Raw genomic sequence first — 23,091 nt, forward strand, 5'->3', positions numbered from 1 at the left:
TCAGGCCGCGGCCCCCTCGCCATAGGCCTCGCTGGCCGCCAGCAGCTCACGCGTGTAGGGATGCTCGGGCGTGCCGGCGCGCAGCGTCGCCGCGTCGAAGCCGTCGACGATGCGGCCGCCCTGCATCACCGCGATGCGGTGGCACATATGGGCGACCACGGCGAGATCATGGCTGACCAGGATGTAGGTCAGGCCCCGCTGCGCCCTCAGGTCCATCAGCAGGTTCAGGATCTCGGCCTGGACGGACACGTCGAGGGCGGAGGTCGGCTCGTCCAGCAGCAGCACCTCCGGCTGCAGCATCAGGGCGCGGGCGATCGCCACGCGCTGGCGCTGGCCGCCCGACAGCTGGTGCGGATAGCGGAAGGCGGCGGTGCGCGGCAGACCGACCGAATCCAGCGCCGCGCCGACCGCATCCGCGGGCGGAACGAGCCCCTGGTTGCGCAGCGGCTCCAGCAGCTGGGCCTGGATGGTCTGGCGCGGATGCAGCGACCCGTAGGGGTCCTGGAACACCATCTGCACCCGCTTGAAGAAGCCGCGCGGCCGGTCCGCCGGCAGCGCGGTGCCGTCGAGCCGCACCTCCCCGGCATAGTCGGTGTTCAGCCCGGCCAAGGCGCGCAGCACCGTCGACTTGCCGCAGCCGGATTCCCCGACTAGGCCGAAGGTCTCGCCCGCGGCGACGGCGAAGGAGACGCCAGCCACCGCCGGCGGCGCGTCGGCGGCGAAGCGCACGACCAGATCACGGACTTCGATCATCGCGTTCCTCCCGCTCCGGCCAACCAGGCCGGGTCACGGCGCAGCACCGGCAGCCGGTCCTGGACACGGTGGATCGAGGGCAGCGAGGCCAGGAGGCCGCGGGTGTAGGGATGCTCGGCCCGTTCCAGGTCGGCAGCGGGCAGGATCTCCATCACCCGGCCGGCATACATGATCACCACCCGGTCGCAGAAGCGGCGGACCAGGTTGAGGTCGTGGCTGATCAGGATCAGGCCGAGGCCGCGGCTCTCGATCAGCTCGTCCAGCAGGTGCAGCACCTCGAGCCGCACGGTGACGTCGAGCGCCGAGGTCGGCTCGTCGGCAATGACCACGTCCGGGCCGGCGATCAGCATCATCGCGATCATGACGCGCTGGCCCATCCCGCCCGAGATCTCATGCGGGTATAGTCGCGCCACCCGGGCAGGGTCGCGGATCTTCACCGCCTCCAGGATCGCCAGGGTGCGCTCCTTCGCCTCGCGGGCCGGTCCCCTGTGATGCAGCCGCCAGGCCTCGGCGATCTGCTCGCCGACCGGCACCACCGGGTTCAGCGAGTATTTCGGGTCCTGCAGGATCAGCCCCATGCGCCGGCCGCGCAGCTCCATCATCTGTTTCTCGCTCGCGGCCAGCAGGTCGGTGCCGCGGAAGGCCAGCCGGTCGGCGGTGACCCGGGCGGCGGGCGGCAGCAGCCGCATCAGGGCGCGGCCGACGGTGGACTTGCCGGCGCCGGATTCGCCGACGATGCCGAGCTTCTCGCGCCCGAGGGTGAAGGACACGCCGCGCACCACCGGCACGGCGCCGGCGCCGCGGCCGAAGGCGATGCCGAGGTTGCGGACCTCGATCAGCGGGGCATCGCTCATTCGCCGGACCTCGGGTCGAGCACGTCGCGCAGCGCGTCGCCGGCGAGGTTGAAGGCCAGACTGACCACGGCGATGGCGATGCCGGGGGCGGTGATCACCCAGGGGCAGTCGATCATGAACTCACGGCCCGTGGAGACCATGGCGCCCCATTCCGGCAGCGGCGGCTGCGCCCCGAGGCCGAGGAAGCCGAGGCCTGCGGCGGTCAGGATGATGCCGGCCATGTTCAGGGTCAGGCGCACCACCACCGAAGGCAGGCACATCGGCAGGATGTGGCGGGTGATGATCCGCGCCTTCGACGCGCCCTGAAGCCGCACCGCGGCGATGAAATCGGCCTTCCGCAGGCTCAGCGCCTCGGCCCGGGCCAAGCGGGCCATCGGGGGCCAGGCGGTCAGGGCGATGGCGATGATGGCGTTGGTGATGCCGGGGCCGAGCGCCGCGGCGAAGCCCAGCGCCAGCACCAGGCCGGGGAAGGACAGGAAGATGTCCGTGACCCGCATCAGCACCTCGTCGGCCCAGCCGCCGAGATAGCCGGCGCAGGCGCCGATCAGGAGCCCGATCGGGGCGACGATCACGGTGACCAGCAGGATGATGTAGATCGTCGTCCGCGCGCCGTAGACGACGCGGGCGAAGACGTCGCGACCGAACTCGTCGGTGCCGAACCAGTGTGCCGCCGAGGGCGGCTGCAGGCGGTTGACCATGTCCTGCGCGACCGGGTCGTGCGACGTCAGCCAGGGCGCGGCGACCGCCGCCACGATCAGCAGCAGGATGACGCCGAGCCCGGCGACGCCGAGCGGATGGGCGGCGAAGCGCAGCCAGCCGCGATAGAGCTGCTGCATCGCCGACTGGAAGACAGTGCGCGGCGCGTCCGTCTTCAGCCAGGCACGCAGGCTGCCCTGGGGAGCGCTGAGGGTGGCGGTCATCGGGTGCGCGGGTCCAGGATGCGGTAGAGGCGGTCGGAGATGATGTTGATGGCCAGGAAGACGATGCCGATCAGCAGCACCGCGCCCATCACCACGTTCATGTCGTTCATCTTCAGCCCCCGGGTGAGGTATTGGCCGAGGCCGGGCCAGCCGAACACGGTCTCGACCAGCACCGCGCCGTCCAGCAGCCCGCCGAAGGTCAGCGCCAGGACGGTGAGCAGCTGGACGCGGATGTTCTTGAAGGCGTGGGCCCAGATCATCCGCCGGCGCGACACGCCCTTGGCCCGGGCGGAGACGATGTATTCCTGGCCCAGCTGCTCCAGCATGAAGCTGCGGGTCATGCGGCTGATATAGGCCACCGAGTAGTAACCGAGGATCGCGCCGGGCAGGATGATGTGGTCGAGCGCGTCGCGGAACACCTCCCACTCGCCCTGCAGCGCGGTGTCGAGCAGCAGGAGCCCGGTGATCGGCGGCACCAGCCCCTCGTTCAGGATGTCGATCCGGCCGGAGGCCGCGACCCATTGCAGCTTGGCGTAGAACACGATCAGCGCGATCAGGCCGAGCCAGAAGATCGGCACCGAATGGCCGGCCAGTCCGATCACCCGGGCCACGTGGTCGATCGGCCGGCCGCGGTTGACCGCGGCGACGACGCCGAGCGGCACCCCGACCAGCGTGCCGCACAGGATGGCGACGAGGGCGAGCTCGATCGTCGCCGGGAAGACGCTGAGCAGGTCGGCCGAGACCGGCTGGCCGGTGGTCAGCGACCGGCCCATGTCGCCGGTGACGACCCGGCCGACATAGGACAGGAACTGCTGCCAGACCGGCTGGTCGAGGCCGAGTTCCTGGTACACGCGGTCATAGGTCGCCTTGTCGACCTCCGACCCGGTCACCGCCAGCACCGGGTCGGCCGGCAGCAGCCGGCCCATGGAGAAGGTCAGCAGCATCAGCCCGACCAGGGTGACGACGACCGACAGCGTGCGGCCCGACAGGCGCCGCATGCGCAGGAAGCGTGCGGGCCGATTGAACGCGTCGACCGTCGTCATCGGCCCCTCAGTTCTTCTTCACGTCGTGCCAGCGCGTCGACCAGGTCGGGTTGCCGACATAGCCGGTGACGCCCTGGCGGATGACATAGGGGTCGGTGCGCTGCAGCACGATGACCAGCGGCGGCACCATCTCCTTGAACTTGCGGTCGATCTCGGAGAACAGCTGCGCCCGCCTGGCCGGATCGGTCTCGGACTTCGACGCCTCGACCATTTTGGTCAGCTCCGGCGCGTCGAGCGCGGTGCGCCACAGGTAGTAGCCGCCGAGCTTCGCCTCGTCCCGATTGTCCGGGTTATAGGCATACTGCACCAGCGTGCCGAACGGGTCCGGCAGGCGCGTGCCGGAATTGCCGACCAGCACCTGGTACTTCCGAGCGCGGAAATCCGGTGTGTGCTCGCCCGGCACGACCTCGAACTCGACGCCCGCCTTCTTGGCGCTGGCCTGCAGCGCCACCGCCATCTTCAGCAGCGCGTCGCCCGATGGGTACAGCGTCTTCTTCAGCCCGTCCGGATAGCCGGCCTCGGCCAGCAGCTTCTTGGCCAGCTCGGGGTCGTACTCATAGCCGGTCGGCTCCCCTGTCGGCGCGCCGGGCATCCCCTTCGGGATGATCGACTGCCAGGGGAAGCCGTTGTAGTTCATCGTGGTCTCGGCCAGCGGCTTCCAGTCGATGATATGCTGGAAGGCCTCGCGCACCTTGGGCTTGGCGAGGTCCGGGTCCTGCGTGTTCATGGCCATGTAGTAGAAGCCCAGGCCCGGCCCGGGGTCGACGGTCGCACCCTTGGCCTTCAGCGCCTCGATGTCGCTGTTGGCCATGTACTGGCCGACATCGATGTCGCCGGCCTCGACCTGCAGCCGCAGGTTGCCGGATTCCGGCACGTGCCGCATGACCACGCGCTTCATCGCCGGCGCGCCGCCCCAATAGTCCGCCCGCGCGTCGCACAGCAGGATGTCGTTCGGCCGCCAGGTGGTCAGCTTGTACGGGCCGCTGCCGGCGCTGTTCGCCTTCAGCCAGTTCTGGGCCAGGTCGCCGTTCTGCTCGTGCTGCAGCGCCGTCTTCTTGTCGATGATGCCGAGCGAGGCGCCGGCCAGCGAATAGAGCACGAGGTCGGTCGACACCGGCTGCGGCAGGCTGATCACCAGGGTCCGCTCGTCCTTGGCCTGGACCAGCTGGTCGACATTGTTCTTGGTGAAGCCCCAGAGGGCGATGTCGGTCGATCCGACCTGCCCCATCTTGACCACCCGCTGGATGGTCCAGGCCGCATCCTCCGCCGTCACCGGATTGCCGGAGGAGAAGGTCGCGCCCTGGCGCAGCGTCATGGTGATGCTGCGCTTGTCGTCGGCGACAGTCCAGCTTTCGGCCAGCATCGGCCGGATCGTCTGCAGGTCGTCGGGCGCCACCATCACGAGGTTGTCGTAGAGGTTCGAGACGATCTCGGAGACGGTGCGGGCGTTGATCGCCGCCGGGTCGAGCGACGGCACGGCGCTGAGCTGGGTGCCGATCACCAACGCGTTTGCCGGCGATGCGGCCTGGGCGCCGGGCATGCCGAAGGCGAGCGCCAGGGCCGCGGTCGCGGCCAGTAGGGACAGTCTCATTCTCGTCCTCCCTGTCGGGGCGGATGCCCACCGTTCTTGGTTGCTTACGGAAACGCGCTCGATCCGTCGGGGCGGAGGCCGACGCGCCGCTCCCAATGGACGTAGCCGTCGGTCTTCAGCACCTCCTCGTCGATCTCGACGCCCCAGCCCGGCCGGTCGGGACGCAGCTCAAGATAGCCTTCGCGCGGGAGATACGGGTCCTTCACATACCAGGCGCCGGCCGAGGGATCGGCCTTCGCCCCGCCGCCACCCGCCTCGAAGGTGTAGTTGGGGCCGTGCGGCAGCCGGTACTCCAGGATGCGGAAGTTCGGCTGGGCAGCGGAGAAATGCAGGTTCACCGCCGTGGCCAGCGGTCCCATCGGATTGTGCGGCGCGACCGTGACGTAATGCGCCTCGGCGATCGCCGCGATCTTGCGCATCTCCAGCAGGCCGCCGACGACGCAGATGTCGGGCTGGATGATGTCGGCCCCGCGATGGGACAGGAGGCGCAGGAACTCGAAGCGGCTGTACAGCGACTCGCCGGTCGCCAGCGTGCAGGCCATCTGCCGCTTGATGTCGCCCCAGACCTCGACATTCTCCGGCCGGATCGGCTCCTCGAAGAACAGCGGGTCGTAGGGCGCCAGCGCGTTGCCGAGCTGCACCGCCTGGTGCGGCTCGAAGATGCGGGCATGGGCGTCGAAGGCGATCTCGTAGTCGCTGCGCACCGTTTCCCGCAGCGACCGGAAGTAGTCGGCGCTGGTCCGCACCACCTCGCCCCAGCGGTTCTCGTAGATGTTGATGCGATAGGGGCTGAGCTTGAAGGCGGTCAGGCCCCAGGCCTCGTTCAGCCGGTCGAACTCCTCCCGCGCCGCAGGCGCATCGGGGGCGGTGTAGACGCCGGCATAAACGCGCACCCGGTCGCGGGCGTTGCCGCCGAGCAGCATGTAGACCGGGACGCCGAGCGCCTTGGCCGAGATGTCCCACAGGCAGTGGTCGATCGCCGAGATCGCCGCCAGCGTCAGCGCGCCCGGCGGGAAGCGGGTCTGCTGCATCAGGTACTGGACGATGTATTCGATGCGACGCGGGTCCTGCCCCTGCAGGAAGGTGAACAGGTACTCCAGCAGCGGCGCCAGCGCCCGGTCGGGCCCGTGGTTGTAGCACTCGCCCCAGCCGGTCAGGCCGTCATCGGTGTCAATGGCGACGAGCAGACGCGGGCGGTCCTTGTCGCGCGTCATATAGGTCCGCAGACGGTCGATCTTCACGCCGCCACTCCTCCCCTTGCCTTGGCGGTAGACTTAACCTCATGAGACCTGATATATCAAGTCTCAAGAAATCGCCGACGCCGGAATCCGCCGGAGGCAACGAGAGGACCACGTGCACCGCCCCCTGCCATCGCTCGATCCGAACATGCTGAAGGGGCTGCGCGACCATGTTCACGAGCAGTTGCGCCAGGCCATCATCTCCGGCCAGCTGCCGACCGGATCGCTGCTGAACGAGCGCCAGGCGGCGGCACAGCTGGGCGTCAGCACCACGCCGGTGAAGGAGGCGCTGCGCCGGCTGGAGCTGGAAGGGCTGGTGCGGACCGAGCCGCGCCGCGGCATCCGCATCACCTTCGACGCCGCCCAGGCCGAGGAGATGGCGCTGGCGCGCGCGGCGCTGGAGAGCATGATCGCGCGCCAGGCGGCGACGCGGATCACGGATGAGACGATCGCGGAGCTGCGCGCGGTCGGCGAGGCCATGCGCCAGGCGACGGCGTCGGGCGCGGTGCGCCGGCTGATCACGCTGAACGAGACCTTCCACGAGACCATCCACGCCGCCTCGGGCTGCCGCTACCTGCAGCGCCTGCTTGCCGGACAGCTGGTCTACGACAAGGCGGCCCGCCGCTTCCTGCTCGGCGACCAGGAGGAGCGCGAGCGCGCTCTGGGCGAGCATCTGAGCATCCTCGCCGCCCTCGAGGCGCGGGACCCCGACGCGGCCGAACGGGCGATGCGCGACCACATCGTGCGGTCGGGCCGGCAACATGTGCAGACGGCGTTCGCGCGCCGGAAGGAGTAGCTGAAAATGGACAACCGGAACGGCCTGCGGCGCGCGCTGTGCGGCATCTCGGGCGTGCATGCGACCGCCTATACGGCCGAGGGCGGCGTCGACGCGGACCTCACCGGCCGCATCGTCGAGCGCATCGTCGCGGGCGGCATCCCCAATGTCGTTGCCGCCGGCAACACCGGCGAGTTCTACGCCCTGTCGCCCGACGAGGTGCGGCTGGTGCACGACACGGCGGTGGCCGCCGCCCGGGGCCGCAGCAACGTGATCGCAGCCGTCGGCCGGTCGCTGACCGAGGCGATCGCGCTGGGCCGCCGGGCCAGGGAGGCCGGGGCGACCGCGATCATGTCGCACCAGCCGCTCGACCCCTTCGCCGCGCCCCAGGCCCAGGCCGCCTATTTCCGGGCGATCGCGGATGCGGTCGACCTGCCGCTGGTCGCCTATGTCCGGTCCGACGCCATGGGCCTCAACGACCTGCTGTCGGTGGCCAACCACCCGAATGTCGTCGGCGTGAAGTTCGCCACCACCAACCTGATGCTGCTGGCCGAATGCGTGCGGTCGAGCGACGCCGCCACCGCCGTCTGGGTCTGCGGCCTGGCCGAGGGCTGGGCGGCGCCCTTCTATGCCCTCGGCGCCCGCGGCTTCACCTCCGGCCTGGTCAATGTCGACCCGGCGCGGTCGCTGGCCATCCATGCGGCGCTGGAGGCGGGCGACTATGCCAAAGCCCGCGCCCTGGTCAACGAGATCGCCCGCTTCGAGACGCTGCGCACCCGCTACGGCAACGGCGCCAACGTCACCGTGGTCAAGGAGGCGCTGGGCCTGCTGGGCTTCCCGGCCGGCGCGGTGCGCCTGCCGGGCCTGCCGGCCCTGGACCCGGCGGACCGGGAGACGCTCGAGCGCGAGGTGTCGCGCTGGGGGCTTTGATCGCGGCCGGCTCCCCCTCACCCTCCCATTCGCCAACGCGAATGGGCCCCTCCCTCTCCCCGAGGGAGAGGGCATGTTCACCTCTCCTTGGGGAGAGGTCGAAATCGCGAAGCGATTTCGGGTGAGGGGGTGGCCCCGGGCCATCCATCTGCCTCGGCCCTCATCGCCGGGCGCCCTCTCACCGCCCGCTGAAATACGGCGCCCGCCGGAGGCGCGTCTGGACATAGACGTGCTCCCGGTGCGTGCCGGGCGCATAGGACCGGTCGGAGCCGGGCACGGCGACGTTGCGCTCGCTCGGGAAGCGCGCGACGAACTCCTCGTCGATGTCGCAGCCGAGGCCCGGCGCGTCGGGCACGGCGATCGAGCCGTCCTGCTGCAGTGGATGCGGCACCACGGTCCGGGCGCGGCCCGGCCAGTCGGCATCCAGCCGCTCCAGGATCAGCGCGTTCGGGATCGCGGCCAGCAGATGCAGCGCCGCATATTCGGCGACCGGGCCGAGCGAGCCGGAATGCGGCGCCATCATGATGTGATGGGCCTCCGCCATCGCCGCGATCTTCTTCATCTGGGTCAGACCCCCGGCCCGGCCGGTGTCGGGCTGGATGACGTCGACCAGCTCGCGCTCGATCAACTCTCGCTCCCCGAAGATCGTCGCCATGCGCTCGCCCGCCGCCAGCGGTACATGGGCGGCGTCGCGGATGCGCCTGTAGCCGTCCAGGTTTTCGGGCGCGATCGGGTCCTCGATCCACAGCAGGTTGTAGGGTTCGAGCGCCCGCGCCAGCCGGGCCGCGTCGGCCGGGGTCAGCCAGGGCGGGCCGTGCAGGTCGATGGCGATGTCGACCTCGTCGCCCACCGCCTCGCGCAAGGTCGCGACCTTGCGCACAGGATCGGCGACGCCGCCGCATTTGATCGTGCGGATGCCGTGGCTCTTCACCGCCAGCGCCGCCTCGGCCGTGTTGGCGTGGGAGTAGATCGGCACCCGGTCGCGCATCTTGCCGCCGAGCAGGTTCCACACCGGCACGCCGAGCGCCTTGCCCTTGATGTCCCACAGCGCGACGTCGATGCCGGTCATGGCGCCGGCGCCGACCGTGCCGAGCATGCCGTGCCCCATCGTCGCGACCTGCATCTTCTGCCACAGCCGCTCGATATGCGTCGGGTCCTCGCCGATCAGCAGGGCCTTCAGGTCCTGCACCGCGGTCTCGATCACCCGCGGCCAGCCGGAGCATTCACCGATGCCGACGATGCCGGCATCGGTATAGACCTTGACGAACAGCCAGTTGCGGAAGCCGCCGAGCTTGCCCTCCGCGATCGCCGCGTCGCCGAGCCGGCCATCCGTCGCCCATTTGTCGGGGTCCGGCGGGCCCGCCTGCATCAGGAAGGTCCGGATGTCGGTGATCTTCATCGGGCGAGGCTCCGCTCTTCGGTGTACCGGATGCGGTTGTGGATGCTGCGGCGGCGCGGGTCGGGCCGCGGGACGGCGGAGATCAGCGCCTTGGTGTAGTCATGGGCCGGCGCCTCGCAGACCGCCTCGGCCTGCCCGATCTCGACCAGCCGGCCGCGATACATCACGCCGACGCGGTCGCACATGTAGCGGATCACGCCGATGTCGTGGCTGATGAAGATGTAGGCCAGGTCCAGCTCGTCCTGCAGCTTCAGCAGCAGGTCCAGCACCTGGAAGCGCAGCGAGACGTCGAGCGCCGAGGTCGCCTCGTCGGCGACGATGACGCGGGGGTTCAGCGCGATGGCCCGGGCGATGCCGATGCGCTGGCGCTGGCCGCCGGAGAAGGCGTGCGGGTAGCGCTCGCGCCAGGCGGGGTCGAGCCCGACCTGGCGCATCAGCCCGGCGACGCGCTCGTCGAGCTCCTTGCCCTTGGCGATGCCGTTGACCAGCAGCGGCTCGCCGATCACCTGGGCCACGGTCATGCGCGGGTTGAGCGAGGAGACCGGGTCCTGGAAAATCATCCGGATCTCGCGCCGGCAGGAGGCGAGCGTCGGCTTGTCAGCCTTGGCCAGGTCGACCACAGAATTGTCGGCACGGCGGTAGCGGATGGCGCCGCCGGTCGGATCGTAGACCCGCAGCAGGCAGCGCCCCATGGTGGTCTTGCCGGAGCCGGATTCGCCGACGATGCCGAGCGTCTCCCCTGCCCTCACCTGCAGCGACACGCCGTCAACGGCGGCAAAGGCGGCGCTGCCGGTGCCGAACTGCATGCGCAGGCCCTCGACCTCGACCACCGGCGGGCGGGCGGCCGGCCGCGGCGGGCGCTTCAGCCGGATCTCGGCCTTGTCCTCGAGCTTGAGGACCGAGCCGATCAGCATCTTCGTGTAGGGCTCCTGCGGCGCGTGGAAGATGCGGTCGACCGAGCCGTGCTCCACCACCTTGCCGTGATACATGACCAGCACGTCGTCGGCGATCTCGGCCACCACGCCCATGTCGTGGGTGATGAACAGCACCGCCATGCCGTATTCGGCCTGCAGCCGCTTGATCAGGTCCAGGATCTCGGCCTGGGTGGTGACGTCCAGCGCCGTCGTCGGCTCGTCGGCGATCAGCAGCTGCGGGTTGCAGGCCAGCGCCATGGCGATCATGGCGCGCTGGCGCATGCCGCCGGAGAACTCGAAGGTGTAGCGGTCGACCGCCCGCTCCGGCCGCGGGATCTCGACCTGCTTCAGGAGCTCGATCGTCCGCGCCCGGGCCGCGGCCTTGCTCATCCCCAGATGCAGGCGCAGCACCTCGATGATCTGGTCGCCGACGGTGTGGATCGGCGACAGCGACGACATCGGCTCCTGGAAGATCATCGCGATCTCGCGGCCGCGCACCCGGCGGATGGCCCGACCGCGCGGATGCAGCTTCGCCAGGTCGACGCTGCTGCCGTCGGCCCGGTTCAGCACCATCTCGCCGGAGACGATGCGCCCCGGCTGGTCGACGATCTGCAGGATCGAGCGGGCGGTGACGCTCTTGCCCGAGCCGCTTTCGCCGACGACGCAGAGGGTCTTGCCGCGCTCGACCGCGAAGGACACGCCGTCGACCGCCTTGACCAACCCGGCGCGAGTCGGGAAATGGGTCACCAGGTCGCGCACCGCCAGGACGGGCTTGGGACGGCCGGGGAACGGCACCGGGGGTGTCGACATCGAGGCCATCACTTGTTGTAGGGGTCGGCCGCGTCGCGCAGGCCGTCGCCGAGCAGGTTGAGCGCCATCACCGCCAGCACCACGAAGGCGCCGGGTGCGAACAGCCAGGGGGCGGTGGCGATCGAGCGGATGTTCTGCGCCTCGCGCAGCAGCACGCCCCAGGAGATGGTTGGCGGCTGCAGCCCGAGGCCGAGGAAGGAGAGCGCCGTCTCGGCCAGGATCATGGCCGGGATCGCCAGGGTCACCGAGGCGATGATGTGGCTGAGGAAGCTCGGCATCATGTGGCGGAAGATGATCCGCCCCTCGCCGCAGCCGTCGAGCCGGGCGGCGGTGACGAACTCCTCGGTCCTCAGCGACAGGAAGCGGCCGCGGACGACGCGGGCCAGCTGGGCCCAGCCGGTCAGCGACAGGATCACGGTGATCATGAAGTACTGGGTGATGGCCGGCCAGTCCTGCGGCAGGGCCGCGGCCATGGCCAGCCAGATCGGGATCGTCGGCAGGGCCAGGACGAATTCGATCACCCGCTGGATCACGAAGTCCGGCCGGCCGCCGTAATAGCCGGAGATGCCGCCGAGGATCAGGCCGATGGCGAGCGACAGGAACACGCCGACCAGGCCGACCGACAGCGAGATCTGGGCGCCCTGCATGATCCGGCTCCAGACGCAGCGGCCGAGCCGGTCGGTGCCGAACAGGAATAGCGGCTGCTTCGGGTCGGCCGAGGCCAGGAGATGGATGTTCGTGGTGAACAGCCCCAGCACCGAATATTCATAGCCGCGGCCGAACAGCGAGACCGCGACCTTGCGGCTCGGGTCCTCCTTGTAGACCGCGGCCAGCGTCTCCGGGTCGCGGGTCAGCTTGTGCGGATGGAAGTACAGGCCGACCTGCAGGCCGCCGTCCTCGGCCCGGTCGAACAGGTGGATGCCCTGCGGCGGGTGGAAGGCGGCGCGGGCGTTCTGCTGGCTGGGGTCGTTGATGGCGAAGAATCCGGGCACGGCCGCGATCACGTAGAGGATCACGACGATCACCAGCGAGGCCATGGCCAGCCGGTGGCGGCGGAAGGCCCACCAGATCAGCTGCCATTGCGAGGCGACGGCAAGCTGGCCGGCGGGCGCGACGGTCGCGAGGTCGGTCATGAGCCCCCCTATTCGAGGCGGATGCGCGGATCGACCAGCGCCAACAGGATGTCGCTGATCAGGGAGCCAATCAGCGTCAGCGCGCAGATCAGCAGCACGAAGGCGCCGGCCAGATACATGTCCTGCGCCATCAGCGACTGCAGCAGAAGGGGCGCCGCCGTCGGCAGGTTCAGCACGATCGCCACCACGATCGAGCCGGAGACCAAGTTCGGCAGCAGCCAGGCCAGGGTGGAGATGAACGGGTTCAGCGCCACCCGCACCGGATATTTCAGCAGCAGCCGGAACTCCGACAGGCCCTTGGCGCGCGCGGTGGTGACATAGGGCTTGTGGATCTCGTCCAGCATGTTCGCCCGCATCACCCGGATCAGGCTGGCGGTGCCGGAGACGGCCAGGATCAGCACCGGGATCCACAGGTGCTGCAGCAGGTCGATGGTCTTGGCGATGCTCCAGGGCGCCTTCTCGAACTCCGGCGAGAACAGGCCGCTGACGTCCTGCCCGAATTCGATGGCGGCGACATACATCAGCACCAGCGCCAGCAGGAAGGACGGGATCGCCAGCCCGGCGAAGCTGATGCTGGTGACGATGTAGTCGCCGATCGAGTATTTGCGCACCGCGGAATAGACCCCGATCGGCAGCGCGATCGCCCACGTCGCGATCAGCGTCGCCAGGGTCAGCACCAGGGTCAGCGCCATCCGCTCCCAGATCAGGTCGCTGACCGGCTGCTGCCATTCGAAGGACAGGCCGAAATCGCCCCGGGTGATGATGCCGCCGATCCATTTGGCGTACTGCACCAGCATCGGGTCGTTCAGGCCGAAGCGCTCGCGCAGCGCCGCCGCGGCGTTCTGGTCGACGATCTCGTTCGAGGCGGCGAGCGTCGCGACATAGCTGGTCACGAAGTCGCCGGGCGGCAGCTGGATCAGGACGAAGGCGAGGAAGCTGACCGCGAAGAGCGCGGGCACCATCCACAGCAGGCGCTTGGCGATGAAGCGGAGCATCCGGGGCTCTCCTCGAAACGGACGCTGAGCGGCGGAGGAAGACCGGTGGCGGCGCCGGGCGTCAGCTCGAGAAGAAGAACTGCTGCGGCATCGCCGGGCCGGGATTCGGCCAGGTCCAGGAATCCGGCTCCTTCTCCGGCGCGTTGACGAGGTTGGTCTTGACCACGCCGAAGGAGTTGACAGCGAGGCAGATGCCGACCGTCTCGAAGGCCTCGGCGGTCAGGTCGAACAGCTGCTTCATGATCGCGCCGCGCTTGTCGAGGTCGGCGGTGCTGCGCGCCTCGTCGAACAGCTTCATGCGCTGCTTCTGGCTCTCGGGCGGCTCCTCGCCCTGCTTGCCGTTCGAGACGTACCACAGCGTCCAGGGAATGGCGTAGCGTGAGCCCTGCGGATGCTGGGCGAAGAAGTCGCGCGGGTCGAACATCGGGTCGAGGCCGCCCGGGCCCGGCCACACCTGCGCGTCGTGGTCGTTGCTGTCGCCGCGGGTGTAGTAGAGCGCGCGCTCGATGGTGTTGACCTTGATGTCGATGCCGATCGCCGCCCAGTGCCGCTTCACCAGCTCCAGCACGTCGACCAGGTCGGCATAGAGGGTCGGGATCACGTCGATCGCGAAGAAGATCTTGCTGCCGTCCGGATGCTGGCGGAAGCCGTCGGCGTCCTTCTTGTCGTAGCCGGCCTGGTCCAGCATCGCGCCGGCCTTGTCGGCGTCGAACTCGGTGAACTGCCGCGCCAGTTTCTCGTGATACCAGGGATGGCTCGGCCGCGGCCCGGTCTGGTACGGTTCGGACTGGCCGAAATAGACCAGCTCGATGATCTCCTGCCGGTCGATGCCGAGCGACAGCGCCTGGCGGACCTCCTTCCTGCCGAAGAAGGCCTTCAGCTTCGGGTCCTTGTGGCAGATGTTCAGGTAGATCTGGCACTGCTGCGCCGCGGAAGGCTCCAGCTCGATCAACCGGTAGCCGCCCTTCTCCCGGTTCTGCGACAGGGTCGGCTTGTTCTGCAGCAGGTTGACGTGCCGCTCCTGGATGTCGAGCTTGCCGGAGATGGCGTCGAGCAGCAGCGATTCGACATCCTGCGAGATGCCGAAATACAGCTCGTCGATATAGGGCAGTTGGTTGCCCTCGGTGTCGACCTGCCAGAAATAGGGGTTGCGCTTCATCACCACGCGGGTGGCGCCGCCGACATAGGGCTCGGCGACCACCCAGGGGTCGAGCGTCGGCTTCTCCGGATTGCTCCAGCGCTGCGGGATCTCGATGTCGCCGTTCCTGGCTCGGAACAGGTCGGTCCAGTTCTGCAGGTTCGCCTGCTTCACCAGGTCGCCGACCTTGTCGTTGTATTTCGGGTGGAACTGGCTGGCGTAGTGCTTGGCGAACAGGGTCGGGTGCTGGCCCAGCGGGGTCGCCAGCGTCTCCAGATATGTCGCGTAGGGCGCGGCGAAGGTGAACTTCACCGTGGCGTCGTCGATCTTGCTGACGACCACCGGCTTGCCGGCGATGGTCAGCTGCGACGGGACCGAGCCGTAGAGCTCGCTGTTCTTGGCGCAATCCTCGATCGAGAAGACGATGTCGTCTGCGGTGAAGGGATGGCCGTCCGACCATTTCGTGCCGCGGCGCAGATGGAACACGAACTCGGTGCCGTCGGGGTTGACCTCCCAGCTCTCCGCCAGGTTGGGCAGGGCCTTGGTGAAGCCGAGGTCCCAGCGCACCAGCCCCTGGTTGCCGACGACGCGCAGGATGCCGTTGTGGTCGGACGAGCCGCGCAGGCCGCGATGCAGCGTGCCGCCATAGGTGCCGACCCTGGTCAGCGGCTGCACCACCAGCGGGTTGGCCGGCAGCCGTTCGGCCAGGGGCGGCAGCTTGCCGTCCTTCACCAGCTGCGCCAGGCCGGGCGCTTCTCCCTTGGCGGCCTGGGCATGGGCGAGCCGGACCGCGAGCGGCATCGCCGCCACCCCGGCGAGCCCTTTCAGAACCATGCGTCGGGCGAACACGTGCGGCGAGGCGCTGAGCTTGTCGTCCATCCTGGGACCCTCCCCTGTGTGCTGGATCCGGCTTCGCCATGCGTGCCGGCCCGCTTCCCTTGCCGTCCCGGTCATATTACAAATATTGACAAATCACAACCGCAATGGCCTTGTTCCGGACGTTTTCTGTCGCCCGGAATTGCTGCAGCGCAAACAGCGCAAAGAACAGCAAGCCCGGACGGCAACGGATGAATTCGGCAGGAGGCCAGGCAGGTCGCGCCCGTGATCAATCTTGACAACTTGCCGGCAGGAGGATGGCGGGCATGAGTGGCACGGACGGCGATGCCGGCCTGATGCCGCGGGCCGGCGGACCGCCGGCCCGGCTGAGCGAGGTGGTCTATGACGGCATCGTGTCGCTGATCGCCCATGGCGACTTCGCCGTGAACAGCCGGCTGCCGTCGGAATCGGAGCTTTCGGCGCGGTTCGGCGCCTCGCGGCCGGTGGTGCGCGAGGCGCTGGGCCGGCTGCGGCAGGACGGGCTGGTCGTCTCGCGCCAGGGCTCCGGGTCCTATGTCCGGCGGCGGCCGGACCTCGCGGTGCTGCAATTCGCCCAGATGCGATCGCTGGCCGATGTGCAGCGCTGCTTCGAGTTCCGCGCCGGGCTCGAGGGCGTGGCCGCGGCCCTCGCCGCCGAGCGCTGGGAGGCGGAGGATCTCCGCGAGATCGAGGACGCGCTCGAGGCCCTGGAAGCGTGCCTCGGCAATGGCCAACTCGGCGCCGACGAGGATCGGCGCTTCCACGAGGCTGTCGCCCGGGCGACGCGCAACCCCTATCACATCGCCGTGCAGTCCTCGCTGGCCTCGCATATCGCCGTCGGCATGAACATCACCCGCCATCTCAGCCGGATGCGGACGCCGGAGCGGATCCGGGCGGTGCAGGACGAGCATGTCGCGATCGTCGAGGCGATCCGCCGCCGCGACGCCGGCGCCGCGGCCGAAGCCATGCGCCGGCACATCCTGAATGCCCGGCAGCGGATGTTCGAAGGAGTCTGAATTGACCTCAACCGTTCCGCCCGGTGGCAGCGCCGAGCCCGCGGCCTCCGCCAAGTCGATCGTGCTGACCGGCGGCGCCGGCAATGTCGGCCGGGTGCTGCGCCGCGCGCTGGTCGGCCGCATCGGCGCGGTGCGCATCCTCGACATCGCCGATCCCGGCCCGCTGGCGGAGCATGAGAGCTGGACCTCGGTCGACATCACCGACCTGGCGGCGCTGACCGCGGCGGTGGCGGGCGCCGACGCGATCGTCCATTTCGCCGGCTATCCGAACGAGCGCGCGGTCGAGGACATCCTGCGGGTCAACGTGCTCGGCACCCACAATGTCTACGAGGCGGCGCTCCGCGCCGGCATCGGCCGCGTGGTGCTGGCGTCGAGCAACCACGTCACCGGCTTCTATCCGCGCGACGCGCGGGTCGGGGTCGAGGACCAGATGCGGCCGGACGGCCTCTACGGTCTCAGCAAATGCTGGGGCGAGTTGGAGGCCGGGGTCTATTTCGAGAAGACGGGCATTCGCACTCTGGCAATCCGCATCGGCAACGCCGGCGAACGGCCCTTCGACGCCCGCGGCCTGGCGGTCTGGATCAGCCCGCGCGACCTGGCCCAGCTGGTGCTGATCGGGCTGGAGCATCCCGACATCGATTGCACCGCGGTCTACGGCATGTCGGCCACCGACGCCGCCTGGTGGGACAACTCGGTCGCGACCGCGCTGGGCTACCGACCGCAGGATCGCACCATCGACTTCGCCGCGCCCGGGGCCTTCGAGACCAGGCCGTCGGCGGAGCTGCCACAGGTGACCGACCACTTCCAGGGCGGGTGGTTCAGCGCGCAGGGCCATGACGGCGTGGTGCGCCGCCGCCGCGTCTGGCGGAAGAGAAGCTGACCCCGAGCGTCACCGCCATCGCGTCACCCGGACGGGTCGAGCCGGGACCGGTCGATCCCCAGCCGCGCCATCTTCTCGTTCAGCGTCCGCCGCGGCAGGCCGAGGATCTCCATCGCCGCGGCGACCGACCCGCCGGTCTCGCGCAGCGCCGCCAGGATCAGGCTGCGCTCATAGGCGGCGACCCGCTCCGCCAGCCCGCCGCCCGTGTCCGCCGCCGGGTTCAGGATGTCCCCGGCTCCGGCGCCCGACAGGCCCATGGCGAAACGCTCGGCCGCCGCCTTCAGCTCGCGCACATTGCCAGGCCAGCCATGGCCCAGCAGGGCCGCGACCTCGGCCGACGACGGGCTGCGCCGGTCCAGCCCCAGCCGGTCGGCGGCGGCGCCGGCGAAGCGGCCGAACAGCAGCAGGATGTCGTCGCCGCGCTCGCGCAGGGGCGGGATCTCGATCTCCACCCCCGCCAGCCGGAAGAACAGATCCTCGCGGAAGGCGCCCGCCGCCGCCCGCTCGCGCAGGTCGGTCTTGGCCGCGGCGACCACCCGGATGTCGACCGGGATCAGCCGGTTCGATCCCAGCCGCTCCACCACCCGCTCCTGCAGCACGCGCAGCAGCTTGGCCTGGACCGAGGGCGGCATGCTCTCGATCTCGTCCAGCAGCACCGTGCCGCCGTCGGCATGCTCGAACTTGCCGATCCGGGCGGCGCGGGCGCCGGTGAAGGCGCCGGCCTCATGGCCGAACAGCTCGCCCTCGATCATCTCGGCCGGGATCGCGGCGCAGTTGATGGCGACGAAGGGCCGGTCGCGGCGCGGGCCGAAATCGTGCAGCGCCCGCGCCACCACCTCCTTGCCCGTGCCGGTCTCGCCGCGCACCACGACGTCGACCGGCAGCGCCGCCAGCTCGGCCACCAGCCGGCGCAGGCGGCGCATCGCCGGGGCGTCGCCGATCAGGGTGCCGGCCAGGGCGTCGTCCAGCCGGGTCTCCAGCTCGCTCACCCGGCGGCGCAGCCGGTGCTGCGAGGCGGCGTTGCGCAGCACCGCGGCGAGGTGGTCGGGCTCGTAGGGCTTGGTCATGAAGTCGAAGGCGCCGGCCTGCAGCGCCGCCACCGCCATCGGCACGTCGCCATGGCCGGTCAGCAGCACCACCGGCAGGCCCGGCCGCTCCGCCGCCAGCCGGCGCTGCAGCTCCAGCCCGCTCTCGCCCGGCATGCGGACGTCGGTCAGCACCGCGTCGGGGGCGAAGCCGTCGATCCGGCGCAGCGCCTCGGCCGCGGAGCGCGCGGTCTCGATGGTGAAGCCGCACAGGCCGAGCCACTGCTCGATCGACCCGGCGACCGACGGGTCGTCCTCGACGACCAGGATGCGGTGGGAGGTTTCGGTCATTCGGCGACGGTCTTCGCTTCGGCAAGCGGCAATGTCACGACAAAGGCGGTGCCGCCGAGATCGGACGGGCGATGGCTGATGCCGCCGCCATGGTCGCGGACGATGCGGTAGACGGTGGCGAGGCCCAGCCCGAGGCCGTCCCCCGCCTCCTTGGTGGTGACGAAAGGCTCGAACAGCCGGTCGCGGATCGCCGGATCGATGCCCGGGCCGGAATCCTCGACCGTCAGCCGGGCCGTGCCGCCACCGGTCTCGACCACAGCCCGGATCCGCCGCGTCTCGCGGCCGCGCACCGCGTCGATCGCGTTGCTGACGAGGTTCATCACCACCTGGTCCAGCCGCCCGGCCTCGCCCATCACCACCGCCGGGCCGTCCCCCGTCCGCTCGACCGCGATGCCGAGATCGGCCAGGCGATAGGCCAGGAGGCGCAGCACGCCGTCCAGCACCGCGGCCAGATCGACCGGCACGGAATCGTGCCCGTCGCGCCGGGCCAGGCGCTTCAGCTGGCCGGTCAGCCCGGCGACGCGGTCGACCGCCTCGGCCATCACGTCGATATTGGCGGCCACCTTCGCGGTCTCACCGCGGCCGGACAGCAGGCGGGTGCTGGCCAGATAGGTCTTCAGCGCCGCCAGCGGCTGGTTGATCTCATGCGCCAGCCCGGCGAAGGCCTGGCCCAGAGCGGCCAACTTGGCGGCCTGGACCAGGTCGTCCCGGGTGCGGTGCAGTTCCGCCTCGGCGCGGCGGCGTTCCTCGATCTCGTCCTCCAGCCGCCGGTTGGCGGCGGTCAGCGCCTCGGTCCGCTCGGCCACGCGGCGTTCCAGCTCGTCCTTGGACCGGCGCTCCGCAATGCGGGCGCGGCGGCGGGCACGCCACAGCACGGCGGCCAGCACCACGACGATCACGGCCAGGCCGGCGGCTGCCGCGGCGACCAGGGCGTTGGTCCGGGCCGGCCCCGGATCGGCCACGGCGATCAGCGACCAGCCATGGTCGGGCAGCGGCAGGGTGAACAGCAGCAGGTCGCCGCCGGCGCCGGGATCCAGCAGCCGGACCGACCGGCCCTGGTCGTCGGCTTCCGTCCGGCTGCGGAAGATCGGCCGGGTGACGGAAGGCAGCCCGGCATAGCGCCGCTCCGCCAGGATAGAGGCCTGGGCGCGGCCGTCGAGGGCGAAGAGCGGGCGGTAGCGCCAGCCCGGTCGGGCGGCGAGGAACAGGATGCCGTCGGCATCGGCGATGCCGAGCGTGGCGTCGGCCCCGGCCCATTCGCGCTCCAGCCCGGTGAGATCGACCTTGACCACGGCGATGCCGACCGGCGCGGGCCGGCCGCCCGGCCCCGGCGCGTCGATCCGGCTGGCCAGGAAGTAGCCGGGCTGCCCGGTGGTGGCGCCGATGCCATAGAAGCTGCCCTCGCCCGTCTCGATCGCCTCTCGGTAATAGGGCCGGTAGGCGTAGCCGTGCCCGATGAAGCTGCCGGGCGTGTCCCAGTTGCTGGCGGCGATCGCCGTGCCGTCGCGGTCGAGGACATAAAGCGCGGCCGCGCCCGCCGCGCCGCTGATCGCCTGCAGGTGGCGGTTCGCGGTGTCGATAGCGGCCGGGCCGGGCGGTGCGCCGTACAGGGCACGGATCTGCGGCGTCTGGCCGATCACCTGCGGCAGGTAGCGGAACCGGCCGATCGCCGCCTCGACGCTGGCGGCGGCGAGGGTCAGCCGCTCCCGCGCCTGGCCTTCCAGCGCCGCGAGGTTGTCGCGCAGCACCCAGCCCTGCACCGCCAGCGACAGGCCGGCCGCCGCCAAGCCGACGGCGGCGAAGAGCAGGATCCGGCCCCGGCGGGCGGTGACGTTCATCGGCAGTCGCGACACGGTTTACAGGCCCCGCCGCACCGTGCGGCGGGGCCTGGACCCTATTACGGCTGCGTGCCGTCGTCGATCCTTGAGGCCGACTTGGTGTCGCGCATGAAGGCGTAGACCAGCAGCGAGCACAGGATGCAGCCGGTCACGTACCAGTAGAACCAGCTCTCATGCCCGATGTCCTTGAACCACAGCGCGATGTATTCGGCGGTGCCGCCGAAGATCGACACCGTCAGGGCATAAGGCAGGCCGACGCCCAGCGCCCGCACCTCGGTGGGGAACAGCTCGGCCTTCACCACCGCGTTGATCGAGGTGTAGCCGGAGACGATGACCAGCGCCGCCACGATCAGGCCGAAGGCGGCCAGCGCGTCGGTCGTCTGCGCCAGGGTCGACAGGATCGGCACGGTCAGGACCGTGCCCAGCACGCCGAACCCGATCAGCAGCGGCCGCCGGCCGATCCTGTCGGAGAAGGCGCCGACCACCGGCTGCAGGCACATGAACAGGAACAGCGCCGCGGCCGACACCAGGGTCGAATCCGCCTTGCTCATGCCCACGGTGTTGACCAGGAACTTCTGCATGTAGGTGGTGTAGGTGTAGAAGGCGACCGTGCCGCCCAGCGTCAGCCCGACCACGATCATGATCTCGCGCGGGTGGCGCAGCAGGGCCCGCAGGATGCTCTCCTTCCGCGGCTCGCGCCTGGACTTGGTGTAGGCCTCGGTCTCCGCCAGGTTGCGGCGCAGATACAGCGCCACCACGGCGCAGATCGCGCCGATGAAGAACGGGATGCGCCAGCCCCAGGCCTCCAGCTGCTCCGACGTCAGGAACACCTGCTGCAGCAGGATCAGCACCGCCAGCGCCAGCAGCTGCCCCATGATCAGCGTCACGTACTGGAAGCTGGAGTAGAAGCCGCGGTGCCGGCTGGTCGCCATCTCCGACAGGTAGGTGGCGCTGGCGCCGTATTCGCCGCCGACGCTCAGGCCCTGCAGCAGCCGGGCCAGGACCAGCAGCACCGGCGCCGCGACGCCGATGGTCTCGTAGGTCGGGGTCAGGGCGATGATCAGCGACCCGGCGCACATCACCATCACCGACAGGGTCAGCCCGGCCTTGCGGCCGTGCTTGTCGGCATAGATGCCCATCAGCCAGCCGCCGATCGGCCGCATCAGGAAGCCGATGGCAAAGATCGCCGCCGTGTTCAGCAGCTGGGCGGTGGTGTCGCCGGCCGGAAAGAAGGCCTTGGCGAAGTACAGCGAGAAGGCGGCGTAGATGTACCAGTCGTACCACTCGACCAGGTTGCCGACCGAGCCGCCGAAGATCGACACGATCCTCTGGCGCGTGCCGACCGGCTGGGCGACGGCGGGCGCGGGACGGAATCGGCGCTGGCCGAGACCGGAAACGGCGTCTTCCATGAGCATCTCCCCGAACGGGCTTTCTTGACCGGCCGCGGCTGCGGCCGGCGGGGAGAGGTGCAAGCGGGATGCCAGGGCCGGGACGCCGCCGGAAATGGCGGAGTCCGGCCGTTTCGCGGAACCGATGCCGGCGCGGATCGGCGGAAATCCGCCGATCCGGCTTCCGCCGCCGGCAGGATTCCGCCGGCGGCGGATGCCGGTTGGTCACGGCCGGGCCGGTCTTCCTCCCTGCCCCGGTACCGATCGTCACAGGCGCGCGGCGGCGCTACGGTGCGGTGCCGGGGCTGGACGGGCATCGGCCGTTCGACGATGACGTGGAGGAGCAGAGCGCATGACCGCCGTCCCGCAGGATCTCGATATCGATCACCTGCGCTCCTGGATCGGGCGCGAGGAGGTGGCGGAGGACGTCGTCACCGCCGATCTCGTCCGCAAGTTCAAGGCGACGCTCGACCTTCCCGGCGGCCCGCCGCAGATCGGCGAGGTCGCGCCGCGCCTCATCCATTTCTGCCTGGCCCAGCCCGCCGCGCCGACGGCGGCGCTGGGCCCGGACGGCCATCCGCGGCGCGGCGGCTTCCTGCCGCCGGTGCCACTGCCGCGCCGGATGTGGGCCGGCGGCAGCGTGACCTTCCGGGACGACCTGCGGGTCGGGGATGCCGTGCGGCGCGTCTCCCGCATCGCCGATGTGGTGCTGAAGGAGGGCCGCACCGGCCGGCTGTGCTTCGTCACGGTCGACCATGCCGTCGAGGGAAACGGCCGGCCGCTGCTGCAGGAACGGCAGGACATCGTCTATCGCGGCCTCGACAGCGGCGGGGCGAAGACGGCCCCCGCCCCGGCCGAAGGCGGCCGCCACCGGCGCCGCCTCGACGCGTCCCCGCCCCTGCTGTTCCGCTACTCCGCCCTGACCTTCAACGGCCACCGCATCCACTACGACCGCCGCTATGTCACCGAGGTCGAGGGCTATCCCGGCCTGATCGTCCACGGGCCGCTGCAGGCGACGCTGCTGTTCCATTTCGCGGCGGAGATCCGCCGCGCGCCACCGGCACGGTTCGACTTCCGCAGCCTGTCGCCGCTGTTCGACGACGACGGCATGGTGCTGCACGCCGAGGAGAACGGCGACGGGTTGAAGCTGTGGACGGCCCGGGAGAACGGCCCGGTGGCGATGGCGGCGGAGGCCGGCTGGGCGTGAGCCTCAGCGTCGTCGCCCAGGCGAGAGCCGTCTGAGCG

19 protein-coding genes are annotated in these 23,091 nt (G+C 70.2%); 5 read left to right on the forward strand and 14 right to left on the reverse strand.

Going from position 1 to position 23,091, the window contains the following annotated elements; translation table 11 throughout:
* From LG391_RS16550 to LG391_RS16575, 6 genes are read right to left on the reverse strand one after another with little or no spacing between them, the layout of a single operon-like run.
* A complete protein-coding gene (locus LG391_RS16550) occupies nucleotides 1–753 on the reverse strand; it encodes an ABC transporter ATP-binding protein (protein ID WP_225769099.1) in 753 nt (250 codons plus the stop codon).
* Entirely contained in the window at nucleotides 750–1,607 is an 858-nt protein-coding gene (locus LG391_RS16555) for an ABC transporter ATP-binding protein (protein WP_225769100.1), read from the reverse strand. The genes LG391_RS16550 and LG391_RS16555 overlap by 4 nt, the downstream gene beginning before the upstream one ends.
* Nucleotides 1,604–2,527: a nickel transporter permease gene (nikC, locus tag LG391_RS16560; RefSeq protein ID WP_225769101.1), complete on the reverse strand. Its 924-nt coding sequence runs from the start codon at nucleotides 2,525–2,527 to the stop codon at nucleotides 1,604–1,606. The genes LG391_RS16555 and nikC overlap by 4 nt, the downstream gene beginning before the upstream one ends.
* Nucleotides 2,524–3,570, reverse strand: a complete 1,047-nt coding sequence (locus tag LG391_RS16565) for an ABC transporter permease (protein ID WP_225769102.1) — start codon at nucleotides 3,568–3,570, stop codon at nucleotides 2,524–2,526. The genes nikC and LG391_RS16565 overlap by 4 nt, the downstream gene beginning before the upstream one ends.
* Nucleotides 3,571–3,577: 7 nt before the next feature.
* Nucleotides 3,578–5,161 (reverse strand): ABC transporter substrate-binding protein, encoded by a 1,584-nt coding sequence (locus tag LG391_RS16570; RefSeq protein ID WP_225769103.1) that lies wholly within the window; start codon nucleotides 5,159–5,161, stop codon nucleotides 3,578–3,580.
* A gap of 44 nt (nucleotides 5,162–5,205) precedes the next feature.
* Nucleotides 5,206–6,402, reverse strand: a complete 1,197-nt coding sequence (locus LG391_RS16575; protein ID WP_225769104.1) for a mandelate racemase/muconate lactonizing enzyme family protein — start codon at nucleotides 6,400–6,402, stop codon at nucleotides 5,206–5,208.
* Between the two features lie 112 nt (nucleotides 6,403–6,514).
* On the opposite strand from LG391_RS16575, the gene LG391_RS16580 reads away from it, so the two are divergent.
* Entirely contained in the window at nucleotides 6,515–7,195 is a 681-nt protein-coding gene (locus LG391_RS16580; RefSeq protein ID WP_225769105.1) for a GntR family transcriptional regulator, read from the forward strand.
* 6 nt (nucleotides 7,196–7,201) lie between these two features.
* Complete coding sequence (locus tag LG391_RS16585) at nucleotides 7,202–8,104, forward strand: dihydrodipicolinate synthase family protein (RefSeq protein WP_225769106.1); 903 nt, start codon at nucleotides 7,202–7,204, stop codon at nucleotides 8,102–8,104.
* Nucleotides 8,105–8,282: 178 nt separating this feature from the next.
* Here LG391_RS16585 and LG391_RS16590 read toward each other — a convergent pair whose 3' ends face one another.
* The 5 genes from LG391_RS16590 to LG391_RS16610 form a co-directional block, all read right to left on the reverse strand.
* Nucleotides 8,283–9,503, reverse strand: coding sequence for a mandelate racemase/muconate lactonizing enzyme family protein (locus tag LG391_RS16590; RefSeq protein ID WP_225769107.1), 1,221 nt, complete (start codon nucleotides 9,501–9,503; stop codon nucleotides 8,283–8,285).
* The gene (locus LG391_RS16595; RefSeq protein ID WP_225769108.1) at nucleotides 9,500–11,227 is read right to left on the reverse strand and encodes an ABC transporter ATP-binding protein; all 1,728 of its coding nucleotides are present in this window, start codon (nucleotides 11,225–11,227) and stop codon (nucleotides 9,500–9,502) included. The genes LG391_RS16590 and LG391_RS16595 overlap by 4 nt, the downstream gene beginning before the upstream one ends.
* A gap of 8 nt (nucleotides 11,228–11,235) precedes the next feature.
* Nucleotides 11,236–12,360, reverse strand: a complete 1,125-nt coding sequence (locus LG391_RS16600; protein WP_225769109.1) for an ABC transporter permease — start codon at nucleotides 12,358–12,360, stop codon at nucleotides 11,236–11,238.
* 8 nt (nucleotides 12,361–12,368) lie between these two features.
* Complete coding sequence (locus LG391_RS16605; RefSeq protein WP_225769110.1) at nucleotides 12,369–13,355, reverse strand: ABC transporter permease; 987 nt, start codon at nucleotides 13,353–13,355, stop codon at nucleotides 12,369–12,371.
* Between the two features lie 61 nt (nucleotides 13,356–13,416).
* Nucleotides 13,417–15,372, reverse strand: coding sequence for an ABC transporter substrate-binding protein (locus LG391_RS16610; protein ID WP_225769111.1), 1,956 nt, complete (start codon nucleotides 15,370–15,372; stop codon nucleotides 13,417–13,419).
* Nucleotides 15,373–15,635: 263 nt separating this feature from the next.
* Between LG391_RS16610 and LG391_RS16615 the strand changes: the two genes are divergently transcribed.
* Both LG391_RS16615 and LG391_RS16620 read left to right on the forward strand, forming a co-directional pair.
* Nucleotides 15,636–16,364: a FadR/GntR family transcriptional regulator gene (locus LG391_RS16615; protein ID WP_225769112.1), complete on the forward strand. Its 729-nt coding sequence runs from the start codon at nucleotides 15,636–15,638 to the stop codon at nucleotides 16,362–16,364.
* A gap of 1 nt (nucleotide 16,365) precedes the next feature.
* Nucleotides 16,366–17,244 (forward strand): NAD(P)-dependent oxidoreductase, encoded by an 879-nt coding sequence (locus tag LG391_RS16620; RefSeq protein ID WP_225769113.1) that lies wholly within the window; start codon nucleotides 16,366–16,368, stop codon nucleotides 17,242–17,244.
* A 23-nt stretch (nucleotides 17,245–17,267) separates the two neighbouring features.
* On the opposite strand, the gene LG391_RS16625 is transcribed toward LG391_RS16620, so the two are convergent.
* From LG391_RS16625 to LG391_RS16635, 3 genes are read right to left on the reverse strand one after another with little or no spacing between them, the layout of a single operon-like run.
* Nucleotides 17,268–18,620: a sigma-54 dependent transcriptional regulator gene (locus LG391_RS16625; RefSeq protein ID WP_225769114.1), complete on the reverse strand. Its 1,353-nt coding sequence runs from the start codon at nucleotides 18,618–18,620 to the stop codon at nucleotides 17,268–17,270.
* Nucleotides 18,617–20,473 (reverse strand): ATP-binding protein, encoded by a 1,857-nt coding sequence (locus LG391_RS16630; RefSeq protein ID WP_225769115.1) that lies wholly within the window; start codon nucleotides 20,471–20,473, stop codon nucleotides 18,617–18,619. The genes LG391_RS16625 and LG391_RS16630 overlap by 4 nt, the downstream gene beginning before the upstream one ends.
* 44 nt (nucleotides 20,474–20,517) lie before the next feature.
* Nucleotides 20,518–21,867 carry an MFS transporter gene (locus tag LG391_RS16635; RefSeq protein WP_225769116.1) on the reverse strand — a complete coding sequence of 450 codons (1,350 nt, stop codon included), beginning with the start codon at nucleotides 21,865–21,867 and terminating at the stop codon, nucleotides 20,518–20,520.
* A gap of 331 nt (nucleotides 21,868–22,198) precedes the next feature.
* On the opposite strand from LG391_RS16635, the gene LG391_RS16640 reads away from it, so the two are divergent.
* Complete coding sequence (locus LG391_RS16640; RefSeq protein ID WP_225769117.1) at nucleotides 22,199–23,053, forward strand: MaoC family dehydratase N-terminal domain-containing protein; 855 nt, start codon at nucleotides 22,199–22,201, stop codon at nucleotides 23,051–23,053.
* The last annotated feature ends 38 nt before the right edge of the window (nucleotides 23,054–23,091 follow it).

The sequence above is a fragment of the Inquilinus sp. Marseille-Q2685 genome (genome assembly GCF_916619195.1).
In the GTDB taxonomy this organism is placed as follows: Bacteria; Pseudomonadota; Alphaproteobacteria; order DSM-16000; family Inquilinaceae; genus Inquilinus.

Coding starts and splice junctions, on each gene's coding strand:
- LG391_RS16550 (WP_225769099.1), bottom strand. CDS start 753: ATGATCGAAGTCCGTGATCTGGTCGTGCGCTTCGCCGCCGACGCGCCG.
- LG391_RS16555 (WP_225769100.1), bottom strand. CDS start 1,607: ATGAGCGATGCCCCGCTGATCGAGGTCCGCAACCTCGGCATCGCCTTC.
- nikC (WP_225769101.1), bottom strand. CDS start 2,527: ATGACCGCCACCCTCAGCGCTCCCCAGGGCAGCCTGCGTGCCTGGCTG.
- LG391_RS16565 (WP_225769102.1), bottom strand. CDS start 3,570: ATGACGACGGTCGACGCGTTCAATCGGCCCGCACGCTTCCTGCGCATG.
- LG391_RS16570 (WP_225769103.1), bottom strand. CDS start 5,161: ATGAGACTGTCCCTACTGGCCGCGACCGCGGCCCTGGCGCTCGCCTTC.
- LG391_RS16585 (WP_225769106.1), top strand. CDS start 7,202: ATGGACAACCGGAACGGCCTGCGGCGCGCGCTGTGCGGCATCTCGGGC.
- LG391_RS16590 (WP_225769107.1), bottom strand. CDS start 9,503: ATGAAGATCACCGACATCCGGACCTTCCTGATGCAGGCGGGCCCGCCG.
- LG391_RS16595 (WP_225769108.1), bottom strand. CDS start 11,227: ATGTCGACACCCCCGGTGCCGTTCCCCGGCCGTCCCAAGCCCGTCCTG.
- LG391_RS16600 (WP_225769109.1), bottom strand. CDS start 12,360: ATGACCGACCTCGCGACCGTCGCGCCCGCCGGCCAGCTTGCCGTCGCC.
- LG391_RS16605 (WP_225769110.1), bottom strand. CDS start 13,355: ATGCTCCGCTTCATCGCCAAGCGCCTGCTGTGGATGGTGCCCGCGCTC.
- LG391_RS16610 (WP_225769111.1), bottom strand. CDS start 15,372: ATGGACGACAAGCTCAGCGCCTCGCCGCACGTGTTCGCCCGACGCATG.
- LG391_RS16615 (WP_225769112.1), top strand. CDS start 15,636: ATGAGTGGCACGGACGGCGATGCCGGCCTGATGCCGCGGGCCGGCGGA.
- LG391_RS16625 (WP_225769114.1), bottom strand. CDS start 18,620: ATGACCGAAACCTCCCACCGCATCCTGGTCGTCGAGGACGACCCGTCG.
- LG391_RS16635 (WP_225769116.1), bottom strand. CDS start 21,867: ATGGAAGACGCCGTTTCCGGTCTCGGCCAGCGCCGATTCCGTCCCGCG.
- LG391_RS16640 (WP_225769117.1), top strand. CDS start 22,199: ATGACCGCCGTCCCGCAGGATCTCGATATCGATCACCTGCGCTCCTGG.